This is a genomic window from Nocardia seriolae NBRC 15557 (assembly GCF_007990715.1).
Lineage (GTDB): Bacteria > Actinomycetota > Actinomycetes > Mycobacteriales > Mycobacteriaceae > Nocardia > Nocardia seriolae.
Window position 1 is genome coordinate 1 of the sequence record NZ_BJWY01000056.1, and the last position, 16,984, is coordinate 16,984.

Below are 16,984 nucleotides of genomic sequence, written 5' to 3' on the forward strand. Positions count from 1 at the left end.
GTACTAACCGCGAAAACTCAGCCGACCGTCCAGGTTTCGTGTCCGGTGAGCAGGGTCTGCAACGAATTCGAGGTGACCGGTTGGCGTTCGGCGGCGGTGTCGAGCTGGGCTCGGACGCCGTCGTCGTAGGTGGGGCGGGAGACGCTGCGGAAGATGCCGGTGACCACGTGGGTGAGGTCCTGGTCGGACAGGCGGGAGAGGGCGTAGGCGTATTCGGGGTGGTCGGTGTAGGCGTCGTGGATGACGATGTCGGAGTCGGCGACGGTGTCGGCGCGGGCCACGCGAAGGCCGAAACCGTCTCGGACCACTGCGAATTCGTGTTCCGCGCCGAAGCGGACGGGCTGGCCGTGCCGCAATCGGATCAGGTGGGATTCGGCGTTGTCGCGGCGCAGGGCGTCGAAGGAGCCGTCGTTGAAGATCGGGCAGTCCTGCAGGATCTCGACGAAGGAGGTGCCGCGGTGTTCGGCGGCCGCGCGCAGCACCTCGGTCAGCCCGGCGCGGTCGGAATCCAGGGCCCGGGCGGCGAAGGTGGCCTCGGCCCCGAGCGCCACCGACAGCGTGTTGAACGGGTTGTCGACCGAGCCCATCGGGGTGGACTTGGTGACCTTCCCGGTCTCGGAGGTCGGCGAGTACTGGCCCTTGGTGAGGCCGTAGATCCGGTTGTTGAACAGCAGGATCGTCATGTTCACATTGCGGCGCAGGGCGTGGATGAGGTGGTTGCCGCCGATGGACAGCGCATCGCCGTCACCGGTCACCACCCAGACCGACAGGTCGGGACGCGTCACCGCCATGCCGGTCGCGATGGCCGGGGCGCGCCCGTGGATCGAGTGGATCCCGTACGCCTCCAGGTAGTACGGGAACCGGCTCGAGCAGCCGATGCCGGAGACGAACATGAGGTTCTCGCGTTTGAGCCCGAGCTCGGCGAGGAACCCGCGCACGGTGGCGAGGATGACGTAATCGCCGCAGCCCGGGCACCAGCGCACCTCCTGATCGGAGGTGTAGTCCTTGGCCTTCTGCGGCCCCACGGCGGCGGGCACCCCGGCCAGGCCGGTGAGCCCGAGATCGGTTCCCACGAGCGGGTTTTCGAGGATCGTCATTACTTGCCCCCTGTGCTGCGGTAGGCCGCCCGCGCGCGGGCGGAGAACGCCTTGGCCTGTTCCATCTCCGCGATGGACCCGTCCAGGGCCGCGTCGATGACACCGACCAGTTCCTGCGCCTGGAAGGCGGTTCCGGCGATCTTGGTCCAGGGCTGCACGTCGACCAGGTAGCGGGCGCGCAGCAGCATGGCCAGCTGGCCGCCGTTCATCTCCGGGCACACCACGGTGCGGTAGCGGCGCAGCACGTCACCGAGGTTGGGCGGAAACGGATTCAGATGCCGCAGGTGTGCCTGTGCCACCGGCACCCCGCGCCGCCGCGCCCGCCGGCACGCCTCGCCGATCGGCCCGTAGGAGCTGCCCCAGCCGATGAGCAGCAGTTCGGCGCGCTCACCGGGATCGTCCACCTCGACATCGGGCACCGCGATGCCGTCGATCTTGGCCTGCCGGATCCGCACCATGAGTTCGTGATTGGCCGGTTCGTAGGAGATATTGCCGCTGCCGTCGGCCTTTTCGAGCCCGCCGATGCGGTGCGCGCGGCCCACGGTGCCGGGCACGGCCAGCGGGCGGGCCAGGGTTTCCGGGTCGCGGGCGTAGGGCTGGAACGAATCCGCCTCGTCGCCATCGGGTTCGAAGCCGGGATCGATCGGGGCCAGCTCCGAGACCCGCGGAATCGCCCACGGCTCCGAACCGTTGGCGATCGCGCCGTCGGACAGCAGCAGCACCGGGGTGCGGTAGGTGAGCGCGATGCGCGCGGCCTCCACCGCGGCGTCGAAGCAGTCCGCGGGTGAACGCGGCGCGATGACGGCCACCGGCGATTCGCCATTGCGCCCGTAGAGCGCCTGCAGCAGATCGGCCTGTTCGGTCTTGGTGGGCAGCCCGGTGGACGGCCCGCCGCGCTGCACGTCGATGATCACCAGCGGCAGCTCGGTCATGACGGCCAGGCCGATGGTCTCGCTCTTGAGCGCCAGCCCGGGCCCGGAGGTGCTGGTCACCCCGAGCGCCCCGCCCAGCGAGGCCCCGAGCGCCGCACCGATTCCGGCGATCTCGTCCTCGGCCTGGAAGGTGGTGACACCGAAGTTCTTGTGCTTGCTCAGCTCGTGCAGGATGTCGGAGGCCGGGGTGATGGGGTAGGTGCCCAGGAACACCGGCAGCCCGGACAGCTGCCCGGCGGTGACGATGCCGTAGGCGAGCGCGGTATTGCCGGTGATCTGCCGGTAGGTACCGGCGGGCAGCGCAGCGGGCGCTACCTCGTAGGTGGTGGCGAAGGCCTCGGTGGTCTCGCCGTAATTCCAGCCCGCCCGGAATGCCAGGATATTTGCTTCGGCGACATCGGGTGCGGCCGCGAATTTCTCCCGCATGAACTGTTCGGTGCCGCCGATGGGCCGACCGTACATCCACGACAGCAAGCCGAGCGCGAACATATTCTTCGCGCGCTGCCCATCCTTTTTACCCACACCGGTCGGTTCGGTTGCCCCGAGGGTCAGCGAAGTCATGGGCACCCGGTGCACCACGAAATCGGTCAGCGTGTCATCGGTGAGCGGATCACCGGCATAGCCGACCTTCGCAAGATTGCGTTTGGTGAATTCGTCAGTATTCACGATCACCGTCGCCCCGCGGGCCAAATCCTCCAGATTCGCCTTCAGCGCAGCGGGATTCATGGCGACCAGTACGTCCGGCTGGTCACCGGCGGTGAGGATGTCGTAGTCCGCGATCTGGATCTGGAACGACGACACCCCGGGCAAGGTGCCCTGAGGTGCGCGGATCTCCGCGGGGAAGTTCGGTTGGGTGGCAAGGTCATTGCCGAAGGCGGCGGCCTCGTGGGTGAAACGGTCACCCGTCAACTGCATACCGTCACCGGAGTCGCCCGCGAAGCGGATGACGACCCTTTCCAGTTTCTCGACCGCCAATTTCTCAGCGGCGCGGCCGTTTCCGGTCGGCTGCGCCACGGGGTCGTCCTGCTGTGAAACCATGCGCGTGCATCACTTCCTAGTCAGGTGTGAGGTACCAACGCCAAACTACTCCGCAATATTCGCGACACACCCGTGATGCGCAAGGGTTTCGATCAAGGAACCGGCGTCAGGCGAACAACGCCAGCTGTGGATCGGGCGTGTGCGATTCGGCGGCGCGGACCTCGGGTTCGGCCTGCCGTTCGCGGTTCAAACGGTATTTCTCCAGCAACGGCTCGATTCGGCCGCGTAGCCACGCAGAATACTCCGGTGTCACCGAAGTACTGCGACCATACAGTTGCCGGTAGCGCCGCAGCAGCGCCGGGTGGGCTTCGGCCAGCCAGTTGAGGAACCAGCCGCGGGTGGAACCGCGCAGATGCATGGGAAACGCCGTGACGCCCGCGGCCCCGGCCTCGGCGATGGCGGCGAACAGGGCGTCGAGGTGGGCGTTCGAGTCGGTGAGGTACGGAATGACCGGGGCCACCATGACATTCACCGCGAACCCGGCCTCGGCCAGCGCGCGCACCAGTTCCAGCCGGGCGCGCGGCGAGGGCGTGCCGGGTTCGAGGCCCCGGTGCAGTTCCTCGTCGAGGATGGCGATGGATACCGCCAGATGCACCGGCACCTGCCCGGCGGCCTGGGTGAGCAGCGGCAGATCCCGCCGCAGCAGCGTGCCTTTGGTGAGGATGGAGAACCCGGTACCGGATTCGGTGAGCGCGCTGATGATGCCCGGCATCAGCCGGTAGCGGCCCTCGGCGCGCTGATAGGGATCGGTATTCGTGCCCAGCGCAACCGATTCCCGCCGCCAGGAGCGCTTGTGCAGTTCACGCCGCAGCACCGGGACCACATTGGTCTTGACCACGATCTGGGAGTCGAAATCGGCCCCCGCGTCCAGATCGAGGTACTCGTGCGTGCCGCGGGCGAAGCAGTAGCGACACGCGTGCGAGCAGCCGCGCATGGGATTGATGGTCCAACTGAAGGGCAGGGTGCTCTCGGGCACCCGGTTCAGAGCACTCTTGCAGAGCACCTCGTGAAACGTGATGCCCTCGAACTCGGGCGTCTGTACGCTGCGTACGAAACCAGCGCGTTCGAGCCCGGGCAGTGCACCGTCATCGGCGCCGAGGGTTTGCCTTTGCCACCGCACCACCCCAGTCGAACATGTGTTCTATCGCCTGTCAAGCGCTCTTCTGCGTGTCGGACTCGATAGGCTGCCCGTTGTAGAAGGCGACCAGGTCCCGAATGGTCTGCTCGGCCGGACGCGGACGATAGCCCAATTCCTCTGTGGCCTTGGTGTGTTCGACGATCGGCGCGGCCAGCAGCGCACCCATGGCCGCGCGCGAGATGCGGTCGCTGCCCAGCGCCTTGGCCACCGGCTCCATGACCGGCATGCAGGCATTGATGACCTTGGCCGGAATCGCGAAGGCGGGCTTCATCTTCCCGTTCACCTCGGCCGCGAGGCGGGTGGCCTGGAACATGTCGGTGAAATGCCCACCGAGCAGGTAGTTCTCACCGGTGCGGCCGCGCTCGCTCGCCGCCACCAGACCCTGGGCCACGTCGCGCACGTCGACCAGGTCGAAGCCACCGCTGATCATGACCGGCACCCGCCCGCGCGCCGCGTCCCACAGCGTGGCGTTGATGCGCGAGTTGGTGTTGTCGATCGGACCGTACACACCGGTCGGGTTGCAGACCACCGCGTCCAGACCCTTGTCGATGATCTTGCGCAGCTCGATCTCGCCCTGCCACTTGGAGCGGTCGTACACCGGCAGATCCGGATCGATGGACCGCGGCGAACGCTCGTTGATGCGGCCACCGCAGCAGTACTGATTGAACGCGTGAATCGAGCTGGTGTGCACCATGCGCCGCACCCCGACCTCGCGCGCCGCGTCGGCGACCACGCGCACACCCTCGGTGTTGACCCGCCAGGCCAGATCGTTCTTGTGCGCAAGGGTGATGAGCGCCACCAGGTGGTACACCACCTCGGCCCCATCGAGGGCGTGGCGCATCGACTCCGGGTCCAGGACATTGCCGTTGACCCAGGTGACACCGGACTGGCTCGCGCCGGCGACGCGGTCGATGGCAGTCACCTCGTGACCGCGATCGGTAAGCAGGCGAAGCAAATTGGCGCCAAGGAAGCCGGCGGCGCCGGTGACTGCGACCTTCATGGTGACGAGAATATAGAACTTGTTCTAATTTGCAACCACGGTCACATCGCGGTTCGGAGACGCACGCCACGCCGAGCTGGACGCTCGATGGGATATATTCGGCACTCGCATGTCCACGACGATCAGGGGGCTGAAATGGCCGATCTCTCGGTCGACACCGGTGCGGTGCGCACCTTCGCCGCGACCCAGGACGGCGTCGCCGCCGACATCGCCGCTCAGGGCGGCCTCGACACCGTATCCCACGTCGCGGCCATGACCCCGGTCTTCGGACTCATCGGCGCGGACTTCCTGGCCAGCTTCGCGGTCGCCGAACTGCTGCACGATCGCGATATCAACGCCCTGTCCGCGCGCTTCGGCAAGCTGGGCCAGGCCGCCTTCGGCTCCGCGGCCACCTACGACGCCACCGACGCCGAATTCGCGGGCGGTCTCGGCAATATCGCCGGGCAGATCGGCGAGCAGGCGTGAGCGTCCTCGACTCCGGTGTCATCGGAGGCCCCCGCCCGATCCCGACCGACGCCCCGATGGGAGCCGACACCATGACCGCGATCGCGTCCGGCCCGATTCCCGATCTGCCGCTGGGCACCCTGCCCGCCGACGTCTCCCCCTTCGAACCGCCCGAATTCGCCTTGTCGCGCAAGGAGTTCGAGCAGACCGGAGCCCCGCTGGGCGGCGGCGTGCCCGGCGCGGGCCTCGGTGCGACGCCCACCGAGACCATCCAGCCCGCCCTCGACGGCGCGCACGGTGTGCTGTCCGGCGCGCAGCACACCCTCGGCAATGCGCAGTCCGTGCTGGCGAATGCCCAGTCCGCGCTCGACAATGTGCCCGCCGCGCTCACCTCGGCCCAGGCCGCCCTCGCCCGGGCCGCGGCCGACCCGGCCTCGATCCTTCCGCCCCTGCCCGCCGATCCGGTCGGCGATCTGATGAAGGGCCTGGCGCTGCCCGCCGTCCCCGGATTGGACGCGCTGTTCAAGCCGTTCCTGGATCTGCTGAAGAGCTTCGGCACCGGCGCGCTCGGCCAGTTCAATCCGACCACCCTGCTCAGCCAGGGTTCGAAGCTCATCGAGTCCGCGGTCCAGGTCGGCAGCGGTGCGCTCAAGACCGTCGAATCCCTGTGGCAGGGCAAAGCATCGCAGAGCGCGCAGGAAACCGGTAAGCAGGCCGAGAACCACGGACAGGAGACCGCGCAGCGCGGATTCGACCTGTCCACGATCACCAATCAGGCCGCGGCCGTGGTGCAGCGCGGCAATATCCAGCTCACCGCCATCGCGCAGGCGTTCGCGGCCGAGGCCACCGCGATGGCCCCGCTCATTCTCACCCCGGTCGGCCAGACCACGCTGATCGCCTCGGCGACCCGCCATCTGGGCGAGGCCGTCACGGTCGTGAACGCCACCCACGGCGAACTGTCGATCTACACCGCGCAGGTGCAGGGTCTCATCGGCCAGCTGGTCGGCCAGGGCGGCGGCCCGAATCCGGCCGAGGTCGCGCAGTCGCTGGCGCAGAACGTGGGCCAGCCGATCCTGGAACAGGCCAAGGGCCTGCTCGAAAGCGGTTTGCAGGCGGGCACTCCCGGCACCGACCCGGCCAAGACCGATCCGCTGGGCGGCGCGCCCGATACCACCGCCGCGGGTGTCGGCGGGGGCGTCGGCGGAGGCGCGGGTGGCGGCGGCGGGATCGGCGGCGGAGGCGGTCTCGGCTCCACGCCCGACGGCCCCGGTTCCTCGATTCCCGGTGGCAAGGTCGCCAATCCGGCCAATCCGTTCGGCGCGGGCCTGGGCGGCGTCGCGGGCATGGGCGGTCCCGCCGGTTCCGGTTTCATGGGCTCCCCCGCCGCGGCGGGCGCGGGCAAGGGCGGCGCACCGGACGGCCAGCACGGCCGCACGGTGCAGCCGCACCAGAGTCCCACCGCCGAAAGCGAACTCACCGGCAACCTGGGCACCTTCGCGCCGGGCGTCATCGGCGAACCGGACGAGCCCGCCGAGACCGACGAGTCCTAGAACGCCGAAATGCCGCGATGGTCGGGACGGGTACCCCGATCATCGCGGCATCGGTGGAGGCCGATGTGCGGCTGTACACCCCGCGGGCTCGGCCGCCGTTTCGGGCGCGATATCGCTGCGCCGCGGTGGATCACACCGCGGTCGGCCGCGTCTGCGCGTCGATGCCGCCGTCGATGACGAACTGCGCACCGTGGATGAACCCGGCCTGCGGGCCGAGCAGATACGTGATGAGCGAGGCGATTTCCTCGGGCTTGCCATTGCGGCCGATCGGGGCCACGAAGTTGCGGATGGCCTCGCTGTAGCGCGGATCGTCCAAACCGGCCTGCAACAGCGGGGTCTCGACGCTGCCGGGGGCGACGGTGTTCAGGCGCACGCCCGCCGCGCCCCACTCGACGGCGCGCTGGCGCACGGCCACGGTGACGGCGTTCTTGGACGACGCGTAGGCGTAGCTGCCCGCGAAATCCCCCGCCCGGGCGAAGGCCTCGGCCTCGTTGCCCTTGGCGATCGGATTGTCCTCCCACTTGATCTGGGTGGAGGCGACCGACGAAACCACCACGGCCGCAGGGTTTTCACCCTTGCGCAGGGCGGGCAGCAGCGCGTCGAGCAGGGCCACGGTGGCCCGGAAGTTGATCTCCACCACCAGGTTCGGGTCGGGTACCTGCGGTCCGACGCCCGCGCACAGCACCAGCCCGTCGAGGACTCCCCCGGACCGCTCCAGCACCGCCTCGACCGCGGCCGCGCGGGCCTGCGCGTCGGTGAGATCGACGGTGATGTCGGAATTGCGCAGGTCGATGCCGATGATGTCGTGCCCGGCGGCCCGCAGGGCGGCGGCGGTGGCCGCGCCGATGCCGGAACCGGAGCCGGTGATGGCGATCGTCATACCGCCGATTAGAACAAGATCCAGGAATATCGACAAGCCCGTCGGGACCGGCATCTCAGCCACCGGGACGGTTATCGCCCGGCGGTTCGGGCCCGCGATACGACAGGTGAACACCCGCAGTGTGATCAACCGCGGACCCGATCGGTCCGGCCCGTTCGGCTGCTTTCGGGCGAGCCTGCCGCTAGCATCACCGATAGAACTATAATCTGTTCTAGTTTTCGCACTGCTCACTGTCGAGAGGACGATCGATGCGCTTCACCTACGCGGAGGCGATGACCAACCCGGACTACTACATCCCCCTCGCGCAGGCCGCCGAGGCCGCCGGGTTCCACAGCATCACCGTGGCCGACAGCATCGCCTACCCCGCCGAGTCGGATTCCAAGTACCCCTACACCGCCGACGGCAATCGCGAATTCCTCGACGGCAAGCCCTTCATCGAGACCTTCGTGCTGTCGGCGGCCATCGCCGCGGCCACCACCACCCTGCGCCAGACTCCGTTCGTGCTCAAGCTGCCCATCCGCCCGCCGGTGCTGGTGGCCAAGCAGGCCAGTTCCCTTGCCCGCCTGAGCAACAACCGTTTCGCGCTGGGTGTGGGTATCAGCCCGTGGCCGGAGGACTTCCAGATCATGGGCGTCCCGTTCGAGAAGCGCGGCAAGCGCATCGACGAGTGCATCGAGATCGTGCGCGGGCTGTCCACCGGCGAGTATTTCGAGTACCACGGCGAGTTCTACGACATCCCGAAGATCAAGCTCACCCCCGCGCCCACGAAGCCGCTGCCGATCCTGCTCGGCGGCCACAGCGATGCCGCGCTGCGCCGCGCGGTGCGGCTGTGCGACGGCTGGATGCACGCCGGCGGCAAGGGCGACGATCTGGACAAGTACCTGGCCCGGATCGATGAATTGCGCAGTGAGCGCGACAATCCGGGCGAGTTCGAGATCCACGCGGTGTCGCGCGACGGCTACACCACCGACGGGGTCGAGCGGCTCGAGGAAAAGGGCATCACCGACCTGATCGTCGGCTTCCGCAACTCCTACGCCATGGAGCACGACACCGAGTCGCTGGAGGAGAAGATCGTCAAGATCAACTGGTACGGCGAGAACGTGATCGGCAAGCTGAGCTGATCAGACGCGCTTGGCATACCCCAGATCGATCACGGCGTCGCGCTCGCTCACCAGCTCCGCGACGCTGTGATCGATTCTGCCGCGCGCGAAGTCGTCGATCTCAAGATCCGGCACGATGGTGTACTCGCCGCCCGCGCAGGTCACCGGGAACGAGCTGATCAGCCCCTCGGGCACCCCGTAGGAACCGTCCGAGGGCACCGCCATGGAGGTCCAGTCGCCGGGCGCGGTGCCCAGCACCCAGTCGTGGATGTGATCGATGGCGGCGCTGGCCGCACTCGCCGCCGAGGACGCGCCGCGCGCCTTGATGATGGCGGTGCCGCGCTGCTGCACGGTCGGAATGAAATCCGCTGTCACCCAGGCCGGGTCGTCGATCACGTCGAGCGCCGCCCGCCCGCCGATGGTCGCGTGCGCCAGGTCCGGATACTGTGAGGCGGAGTGATTGCCCCACACCGCGATCCGCCGGATGTCGGCCGCGGCCGCCCCGGTCTTCTTGGCCACCTGCGCGATGGCGCGATTGTGATCGAGCCGGGTGAGCGCGGTGAACCGCGCCGCGGGCACGTCCGGTGCGTTGCTCATGGTGATGTAGGCATTGGTATTGGCCGGATTCCCGACCACCAGCACCCGGATGTCCTGCGCCGCATTGGCATTGATGGCCGCGCCCTGATCGGTGAAGATCGGCCCGTTGGCGGCCAGCAGATCCGCCCGCTCCATCCCCGCGGTGCGCGGCCGCGCACCCACCAGGATCGCGATATTCGCCCCGTCGAATCCCACCCACGGATCATCGGCGATATCGATCCCCGACAGCAGCGGGAACGCCCCGTCCTCGAGCTCCATCGCCACGCCCTCGAGCGCCCCCACCGCGGCCGGAATCTCCAACAGCCGCAACCGCACCGGCGTGTCCGCCCCGAGCAGTGCCCCGGACGCGATCCGGAACAGCAACCCGTAGGCGATCTGCCCGGCGGCCCCGGTCACGGTGACGGTCACTGGCGCTGCGTTGCTCACGACGAACCCCTCGCACTGACAAGTAGTTTCGCCCTCACCCTAACCACCCTCACACCACCAGCGCCCGCCGCGTGAGCAAGCGAACAGCCGCCCCGCCGCCCGAATCCGGCCCGGGCCACCCCAGGTCGGCTCTTCAGCGGGCCAGGTCGGCGATGTCGGAGTCGGCGAGGATGATCGGGGCCGCCTCGTCCCGGGCCCGAACCATGCGGACCGCGCGGTACAGCGGGCGTTCCTCGGCGACGGCGTCGCGGGCCTCGGCCCGCAACTGCTGGACCAGCATGCCCGAGACGGCCAGGGCCGCGACCAGCGGGCATCCGGCCAGCGCGTCGGCGAGCTTGCGCAGGCCCAGGATGTGGAGTTCGCGGCCGCTGCCGGAATCGCTGTAGATGGCCAGCGGCACGATCTGCGAATCCCGCCCCGCGGTGATGCGCAGGACGATGCGACTGATCTTGCCGGGGAAGACCAGCACCTCGACCGCGGTGGCCGCGGCCAGGTCGACCCGCCGTTCGCCGCGCCAGGTGCGAGCCCGGATCACCGTGCCCGCCACCGTGATCCGCCGACGCCGCACCGCGGTGGCGTACAACGCGGTGGGCGCCCCGAGCACGATCCCGGTGGCCAGCGCGACCGGCCAGTGCACGAACAGCGCCAGCAGCAGCCCGACCCCTATCCCCACGCCGAGCGCGGCCAGGGTGAGTTTGCGCAGCGCCGGAGCCAGCAGCTCCGGCGCGACCAGATCGAGGCCGACTTCGCCGACGGACCCCGGTTTCGATTCATCAGTCACAGCAGCGTTTTCGTCCAAGTCTCGATGGGTCGCGCGTACCGGCGGCACGCACCGCCCCCGCGCGACGCACCGCACGGTACCAGCAGGCCACTACCCCATACCCCGATTTCCCCCACCCCACACCCGCGGATTCGCCACGCCACCCGGGCACGGCCCGGCAGCCTTCGCCCCCACACGCCGCCCGGGTGTCATCGCGTGTATCGCGATGGCCGGACCGGGCGGGGCCCAGGTGGGCCAGGGTCGGGGCGGGGTGCCGCCGACCCTGGCCGGGAATCAATCCTGTTGCCCCGCAAGAGCGGTGGCGACCTGGGCGACCGCTTCGTCCAGGGGGATCTGGCGCTGTTCGCCGGTGGCCAGGTTCTTGAGTCCGATCTGCCCCTCGGCGACCTCGCGGTCGCCCAGTACCAGGGCCAGCTGTGCGCCGGACTTGTCGGCGGCCTTCATGGCGCCCTTCATGCCGCGTCCGCCGTAGGCGAGGTCGGTGCGGATGCCCGCCTTGCGCAGTTCGGCGGCGATGACGACCAGGCGCTGCTTGGCCACGTCGCCCAGCGGCACTCCATATACCTGGATGCGCGGGCCGGTCACGGCGGACTTGCCCTCGGCCTCGAGCGCGAGCACGGTGCGGTCCACGCCGATGCCGAAGCCGATGCCCGACAATGGCTGCCCGCCGAGTTCGGCCATCAGCCCGTCGTAGCGGCCGCCGCCGCCGATGCCGGACTGCGCGCCGAGACCGTCGTGCACGAATTCGAACGTGGTCTTGGTGTAGTAGTCCAGGCCGCGCACCATGCGCGGGTTCACCACGTAGGGCACGCCGAGCGCGTCGAGGTGGCCGAGGACCTGTTCGAAGTGCGCCTTGGCGGACTCGGAGAGGTGATCGATCATGAGTGGCGCGCCCGCGGTCATCTCCTTGACCTCGGGCCGCTTGTCGTCGAGCACGCGCAGCGGGTTGATCTGCGCGCGCCGCTTGGTCTCCTCGTCCAGCGGCAGCTCGAGCAGGAAGTCCTGCAACAGTTCCCGATACTGCGGCCGGCAGGTCTCGTCACCGAGCGAGGTGATCTCGAGCCGGAACCCGTCGAGCCCGAGCCCCCGGAATCCGGCGTCGGCGATGGCGATCACCTCGGCGTCCAGCGCCGGATCGTCGATGCCGATGGCTTCCACGCCGACCTGCTGCAGCTGCCGGTAGCGGCCCTTCTGCGGGCGCTCGTAGCGGAAGAAGGGCCCGGCGTAGCAGAGTTTGACGGGCAGCTGCCCGCGATCGAGGTTGTGTTCGATGACCGCGCGCATGACACCGGCGGTGCCCTCGGGCCGCAGCGTGAAGCTCTCGCCATTGCGGTCGGCGAAGGTCCACATCTCCTTGGACACCACGTCGGTGGATTCGCCCACACCCCGCGCGAACAGGGCGGTCTCCTCGAAAACCGGCAGTTCTATATGCCCGTATCCGGCCAGTCGCGCGGTCGCCACGAGGCCGTCCCGGACGGCGACGAATTCCGCCGAGGTGGGGGGCAGATAGTCGGGTACCCCCTCGGGGCACTGAAGCTGCTGGTCTTGGTCACGACGTTCAGTTTTCCAAACGGCCCTCCGCCAAGTCCAACCGGTTACCATGCCGCGGGCCCCGGCCCGGGCGATATGTAGGTTTTTCTCAGCGAATGCAGGTAATGTCTGCCGCGGCCGCTGGGCTGACGGCCGTAACTCGTAATAACGACCGTTCATGGAGGGACAGTTAGTGCCGAGCAATGAACAGCGACGCGCTGCGGCGAAGCGGAAGCTGGAGCGTCAACTGGAGAATCGGGCCCAGCGGGCGCGCAAGCGCAAGCAACTCACCATCGCGGCGTCGGCGCTGGGCGTCGTGGTCGCGGTCGCGGCGGGTGTCGGCATCTACTTCCTGACCAAGGGCGATGACAACAGCACCAGCGCCAAGGCCTCGGAGACGCCGGACGCCTCGCTGACCGCCGCGCCGCCGCCGGTGGCCAAGGCCAAGGCCGCGCAGGTGAACTGCACCTACCGCCCGTCGCAGAAGCCCGCCGACAAGCCGGTGAACGCGCCCGGCACGGCGAACATCTCGACCGCGGGCGAGGTGAAGGCCACCATGGACACCAGCCAGGGCCCGATCACCATGACCCTGAATCCGGGTGAATCCCCCTGTACGGTCAATAGTTTCGAGAGCCTGGCCAAGCAGAAGTTCTTCGACAACACCTCCTGCCACCGCATCACCACCGGCAAGGGCCTGCAGGTGCTGCAGTGTGGCGATCCGACCGGCAGCGGCATGGGCGGCCCGGGCTACGAGTTCGACAACGAGTACCCGACTGACCAGTACGACGCCAACGACCAGGCCGCCCAGTTCCCGGTCGAGTACAAGCGCGGCGTGCTGGCCATGGCCAATGCCGGACCCGGCACCAATGGCTCGCAGTTCTTCCTGGTCTACGGCGATTCCCAGCTCCCGCCGCAATACACCATCTTCGGCACGGTCGACAGCGCCGGACTGGCCACCCTCGACAAGATCGCCCAGGCGGGTGTCGCGGGCGGCGGTCAGGACGGCAAGCCGGCCGCGGATGTGAATATCCAGTCTGTCCAAATCAACTGACCAGCATGGTTTTTCGGGCCCGGCGCTTTCGCGCCGGGCCCGTTCGTTTTCCGGTCGAGGTCTCGACGAGGTCGCGTTGAACCTCCTGACTAAGGGTTCCCTAACCAAAGAAAATCCTGAGTTTTCCACTCCGCGCCGGAAATGTGCGATATATGCTGGATCGCGACGCCCTCGTACGGCGGTTTTCGAGTTTTCGCTGGTAATCTTGTAGAACGGAGTACCAAGGCGTAGTAAAGCCCACCGGGACACCCCCAACCGGGCCGCGCCAACGCCCCACGTTCTCCCGGTGTCCACGTTTGCAGGCGGGACATAGCTTTTCGAACCACCGTTCGGGTTATGTCCGTGACGAAGCACCACCATCCATAGTGATCACTGCAGCATCGGGGAGCAGGCAATGGCCGAGGAACTCGACGACATCGGCCGCGAAACAGCGGCGATGATGAGGCAAATGTTGCAGCTGGCGACACTTGTCGCGCTGCGCACCCGGGAACGTGGCCAGAAGGAAGCGGAAGCCCGCGTCAGGGTTACCGAGGCCAGGCAGAAAGAGGGCCGAGAGCGTCGGCTGCGCGAGGCCGCAGACGCCAAGGCGCGCGATCCGCGCAATCGGGAACTTCCGCGAATCCTGGAGCGTCCGACCGTGGATCGGGGTGTATCCCTCGAGAAGGACCGCTTCGCAGCGGCCGCCGAAGCCACCCGCATGGCCGCCCAGCAGGCGGCGAACCGGAGTTCGCAGCGCTACGACTCCGTGGAGCGGCGAACCGCACTGGCGCAACATCTTTCACGAATGGGCATTTCACCCGAACTGCAATCGGTGCGCATGCTGATGGAAGTCGGGCAGGCGCAGTCCGCGCAGGAAGCAGTCCGCATTCGCGAGCAGGAGGCGGCCCAGCGCCGCGTGCGGGAGCAGGAGGCCCGGGCGCGCGAACGGGAACGCGAGCGGGAACGGGAACGGTCTCGTGCGTGAGCCGGTCTGAGCGACAAGACCTTTGAACTGTGGCGGATCGGCTTCCGATCCGCCACAGCCATTTTCGGGGTGAATCCTCCGCCCGGAACACTCCGCTCTAGAGCGGGAACTCGCCCAGCGCCGGATTGCTGAACATGCCCTGCTGCGGAGACTTCAGCGGCAATGGTGTGAGCATGTCCTTGTGCCCGTTGCGGACGCTGCAGTACTTGAACGGCCCCTTGGGATCGAACAGCTTCGCCATGTGCGGGTCCGCGTGGTCGAGGAACCAGATGCTCAATCCGGTCTTGGGGTCATTGCGGTAGTGCTCCCAGGCTCGCCACATGGCGTCGAGTCGCGCGACCGCTTCGGCGTGCTTCCACCACTCCGGGCACCAGACGGTGTCGCTGATATCGGTCACCTGCCGGCGATACACCAGGCTCAAGTAGTTCTCAACGAACTCGACCACGCTCGCATACACCAGGCGCTCACGGCGATCATCGTTGTAGAAGTTCTCAGGATGCTGCTCGTCGCTCACAGCGGTCGGACCTCCTTGGGTGACTCAACGTCGGGCTGGGCCTCTTTGATCAGCGAGGGCGAGTTGATCAGATCGGCGATCTCGGTCTTCTTGTGCTGCGGGTGCGGGTCGTGCGCCTCGATCGACCGCGCGACCGGACCTGCGTAGTCGCCGTCCCACCAGGGTGTCGTGCGCAATAGAACAGCCGGGGTTCCGGAGGCGAACAGGATGGCGCGTCCGCGCGGGAGAGTGGAGAGCGCATGCGCGTTGAACGTCTTCGACGAGCCCAGCGAGCGTGAATAGCTCTTCCCGCTACTGGATTCGGAGACCGACTGCGTAATGCTGTCGTAGTCGCCGATGGCCTCGGAGCGCTGCTGCAGGAAGTTCATGTCGTCGATGCCGCTGCCGATGACCTTGATATTGGCCGCGCCCCAGAGCGCCTCCATCCCGTCGGGACCCCAGCAGCGCGCCCCCTGCGCCCAGGACTGCAGCACCGTCATCACCACGATGCCGCGAGAACCGAAGTGGCTGTAGTTCTTCGGCAGATCCTTCCAGCGCACCACGTTCGCGGCCTCGTCCAGCGCCGCCAGCAGCGGAACCGGCAGCCGCCCGCCCGGCGACCGCATCGCCTTGCGGGTGGCGACCTCGATGACGGCCTCGGTCATGGCCGCGACCAGCGGCGCCGCCGAGCCTCGTCCTTCCAGGGACAGGGCGTAGAGGGTGCCGTTGCGATCGATGAAATCCGATTCGTCGAAGGGCTGCTTGCCCGCGGACGGGACCACCCACGGGATGATGTGCTGCAGTTTGAGGACTCGGATCATGGCCTTGGCGGCGCCGAAGATGCCGTCGCGGGTCTTGACGTCCAGGTTGTACTGGCCGACGAGACTCGGTGCCATGTAATGCATTCCCTGCTCGCGCAGGATATTGATGGGCTCGTGATCGATCGGGTTGTTCACCCACTCCCAGACCTGGGTGATGGGCTTGCCCGCGAATCCCGCCGCCAGGAACAACGCCGCCAGCAGATCCTCGGCCTCGGGGTCGAAGTAGGAGTCGGCACCCTGTCCGACCGACGGGCTGCCTTCGGCGTCGGAGAAGTGGCCGGCCAGCTGGAGGGCCCGGATCTCACATCCCGGCGCGTACACATCGACCCAGGCGATCGGGTCCCAGTACCAGCTCGGCCCCTGCTGGTACATGAGTTCGTTCGAATCCGCCCCCACCCCTTGCGGATCGAACACGAAGACGGGACTGCCCTTGGCCGCGCGGACATCCCGGGTGGCGTCCACGACGTCGCGCTTGTTGGAGGTGACGATCACCGGGCCGATCGCGGACAGGATCGCCGGAATGACACGGGAGGTCGTCTTGCCCTGACGGGGGCCCCAGATGTCGACCTGTAGGTCCTCGTACGAGCCGTAGAGCATTTCGCCGTCGGCCACCGCGATTCCGATCGGAATGCCGGGCACCAGCGGCGTTTCGCTGTCGCGGGCAGCGGGATACAGTGTCGGGTCGGTCAGCGAACCTGGAACATACGACCTGCGGGTGAGGGGGTCGGTCGCCACCCGGAGATTGAACTGCCCGGCCCGCTCCATCACACCGGATGCGGTGAGCGCCTTGATGGCACCGCCGCTGCCCATGTAATCGGCCTTGTCGTCGACCGCTAATCGCCCCTTGCCCGCGTTCGCCTTCTGGCGTCGCTTCCACAGCTGCCAGCCGATCGCGCCCAGCACGATCAGGATCACGATGATGGCCGCCGCGCCCGGCCAGTGCAGGTTGCCCTTGACCATGTTGACCGCGATGGCGATCGGGTTGATCGGGATCTGCTGGCGCGGGCTCGACAGCAGGTTGCCCAATTGAACGGCCACCCACAGGGTTCCGAAGATCGCGAAACCCGCGTAGATGAGGTGCAGTGTGTGGTCGGGACCGGGCTCGGCCGGGTCCTTCACCGGTGCTTTCGCCATCTCTAACC

Annotated in this window: 14 protein-coding genes and 1 pseudogene; 5 read left to right on the top strand and 10 right to left on the bottom strand. The window is 67.9% G+C overall.

What is annotated here, in order from left to right; translation table 11 throughout:
* Positions 1-17 precede the first annotated feature (17 nt).
* The 4 genes from NS2_RS18115 to NS2_RS18130 all read right to left on the bottom strand — a co-directional run bounded on the left by NS2_RS18115 (position 18) and on the right by NS2_RS18130 (position 5,205).
* Positions 18-1,097: a 2-oxoacid:ferredoxin oxidoreductase subunit beta gene (locus NS2_RS18115; RefSeq protein ID WP_033088650.1), complete on the bottom strand. Its 1,080-nt coding sequence runs from the start codon at positions 1,095-1,097 to the stop codon at positions 18-20.
* A complete protein-coding gene (locus tag NS2_RS18120; RefSeq protein ID WP_261772292.1) occupies positions 1,097-3,067 on the bottom strand; it encodes a 2-oxoacid:acceptor oxidoreductase subunit alpha in 1,971 nt (656 codons plus the stop codon). Before NS2_RS18120 ends, NS2_RS18115 begins: the two co-directional genes overlap by 1 nt.
* Positions 3,068-3,173: 106 nt before the next feature.
* On the bottom strand, positions 3,174-4,187 hold the full coding sequence (locus tag NS2_RS18125) for an Rv2578c family radical SAM protein (protein ID WP_033088672.1): 1,014 nt from the start codon (positions 4,185-4,187) through the stop codon (positions 3,174-3,176).
* A gap of 31 nt (positions 4,188-4,218) precedes the next feature.
* On the bottom strand, positions 4,219-5,205 hold the full coding sequence (locus NS2_RS18130; RefSeq protein ID WP_033088651.1) for an NAD-dependent epimerase/dehydratase family protein: 987 nt from the start codon (positions 5,203-5,205) through the stop codon (positions 4,219-4,221).
* A 135-nt stretch (positions 5,206-5,340) separates the two neighbouring features.
* On the opposite strand from NS2_RS18130, the gene NS2_RS18135 reads away from it, so the two are divergent.
* Both NS2_RS18135 and NS2_RS18140 read left to right on the top strand, forming a co-directional pair.
* Positions 5,341-5,670, top strand: a complete 330-nt coding sequence (locus NS2_RS18135; RefSeq protein ID WP_033088652.1) for a type VII secretion target — start codon at positions 5,341-5,343, stop codon at positions 5,668-5,670.
* Positions 5,667-7,199, top strand: coding sequence for a hypothetical protein (locus tag NS2_RS18140; RefSeq protein ID WP_052086600.1), 1,533 nt, complete (start codon positions 5,667-5,669; stop codon positions 7,197-7,199). The genes NS2_RS18135 and NS2_RS18140 overlap by 4 nt, the downstream gene beginning before the upstream one ends.
* 130 nt (positions 7,200-7,329) lie before the next feature.
* On the opposite strand, the gene NS2_RS18145 is transcribed toward NS2_RS18140, so the two are convergent.
* Positions 7,330-8,079, bottom strand: a complete 750-nt coding sequence (locus NS2_RS18145; protein ID WP_033088653.1) for an SDR family oxidoreductase — start codon at positions 8,077-8,079, stop codon at positions 7,330-7,332.
* 248 nt (positions 8,080-8,327) lie between these two features.
* Between NS2_RS18145 and NS2_RS18150 the strand changes: the two genes are divergently transcribed.
* A complete protein-coding gene (locus NS2_RS18150; protein WP_036546456.1) occupies positions 8,328-9,200 on the top strand; it encodes a TIGR03619 family F420-dependent LLM class oxidoreductase in 873 nt (290 codons plus the stop codon).
* On the opposite strand, the gene NS2_RS18155 is transcribed toward NS2_RS18150, so the two are convergent.
* From NS2_RS18155 to hisS, 3 genes and pseudogenes are all read right to left on the bottom strand, one after another.
* Entirely contained in the window at positions 9,201-10,202 is a 1,002-nt protein-coding gene (locus tag NS2_RS18155) for a malate dehydrogenase (protein WP_033088655.1), read from the bottom strand. It lies immediately after the preceding gene.
* Positions 10,203-10,335: 133 nt separating this feature from the next.
* Positions 10,336-10,983 carry a hypothetical protein gene (locus tag NS2_RS18160; RefSeq protein WP_033088656.1) on the bottom strand — a complete coding sequence of 216 codons (648 nt, stop codon included), beginning with the start codon at positions 10,981-10,983 and terminating at the stop codon, positions 10,336-10,338.
* Between the two features lie 273 nt (positions 10,984-11,256).
* Positions 11,257-12,536 (bottom strand): annotated as a pseudogene (gene hisS / locus NS2_RS18165) (histidine--tRNA ligase).
* Between the two features lie 170 nt (positions 12,537-12,706).
* On the opposite strand from hisS, the gene NS2_RS18170 reads away from it, so the two are divergent.
* Together NS2_RS18170 and NS2_RS18175 are read left to right on the top strand one after the other, a co-directional pair.
* A complete protein-coding gene (locus NS2_RS18170; RefSeq protein ID WP_033088657.1) occupies positions 12,707-13,564 on the top strand; it encodes a peptidylprolyl isomerase in 858 nt (285 codons plus the stop codon).
* A 394-nt stretch (positions 13,565-13,958) separates the two neighbouring features.
* A complete protein-coding gene (locus NS2_RS18175) occupies positions 13,959-14,528 on the top strand; it encodes a hypothetical protein (RefSeq protein ID WP_033088658.1) in 570 nt (189 codons plus the stop codon).
* 97 nt (positions 14,529-14,625) lie between these two features.
* Here the strand turns inward: NS2_RS18175 and NS2_RS18180 are convergent, their stop codons facing one another.
* Both NS2_RS18180 and NS2_RS18185 read right to left on the bottom strand, forming a co-directional pair.
* A complete protein-coding gene (locus NS2_RS18180; protein ID WP_045438318.1) occupies positions 14,626-15,042 on the bottom strand; it encodes a DUF4913 domain-containing protein in 417 nt (138 codons plus the stop codon).
* On the bottom strand, positions 15,039-16,976 hold the full coding sequence (locus NS2_RS18185; protein WP_033088659.1) for a type IV secretory system conjugative DNA transfer family protein: 1,938 nt from the start codon (positions 16,974-16,976) through the stop codon (positions 15,039-15,041). Before NS2_RS18185 ends, NS2_RS18180 begins: the two co-directional genes overlap by 4 nt.
* Between the last annotated feature and the right edge of the window lie 8 nt (positions 16,977-16,984).

Excerpts from the sequence above, each read along its gene's own strand:
- NS2_RS18115 (WP_033088650.1), bottom strand. The coding sequence starts at position 1,097 with ATGACGATCCTCGAAAACCCGCTCGTGGGAACCGATCTCGGGCTCACC.
- NS2_RS18120 (WP_261772292.1), bottom strand. The coding sequence starts at position 3,067 with ATGGTTTCACAGCAGGACGACCCCGTGGCGCAGCCGACCGGAAACGGC.
- NS2_RS18130 (WP_033088651.1), bottom strand. The coding sequence starts at position 5,205 with ATGAAGGTCGCAGTCACCGGCGCCGCCGGCTTCCTTGGCGCCAATTTG.
- NS2_RS18135 (WP_033088652.1), top strand. The coding sequence starts at position 5,341 with ATGGCCGATCTCTCGGTCGACACCGGTGCGGTGCGCACCTTCGCCGCG.
- NS2_RS18145 (WP_033088653.1), bottom strand. The coding sequence starts at position 8,079 with ATGACGATCGCCATCACCGGCTCCGGTTCCGGCATCGGCGCGGCCACC.
- NS2_RS18150 (WP_036546456.1), top strand. The coding sequence starts at position 8,328 with ATGCGCTTCACCTACGCGGAGGCGATGACCAACCCGGACTACTACATC.
- NS2_RS18175 (WP_033088658.1), top strand. The coding sequence starts at position 13,959 with ATGGCCGAGGAACTCGACGACATCGGCCGCGAAACAGCGGCGATGATG.
- NS2_RS18185 (WP_033088659.1), bottom strand. The coding sequence starts at position 16,976 with ATGGCGAAAGCACCGGTGAAGGACCCGGCCGAGCCCGGTCCCGACCAC.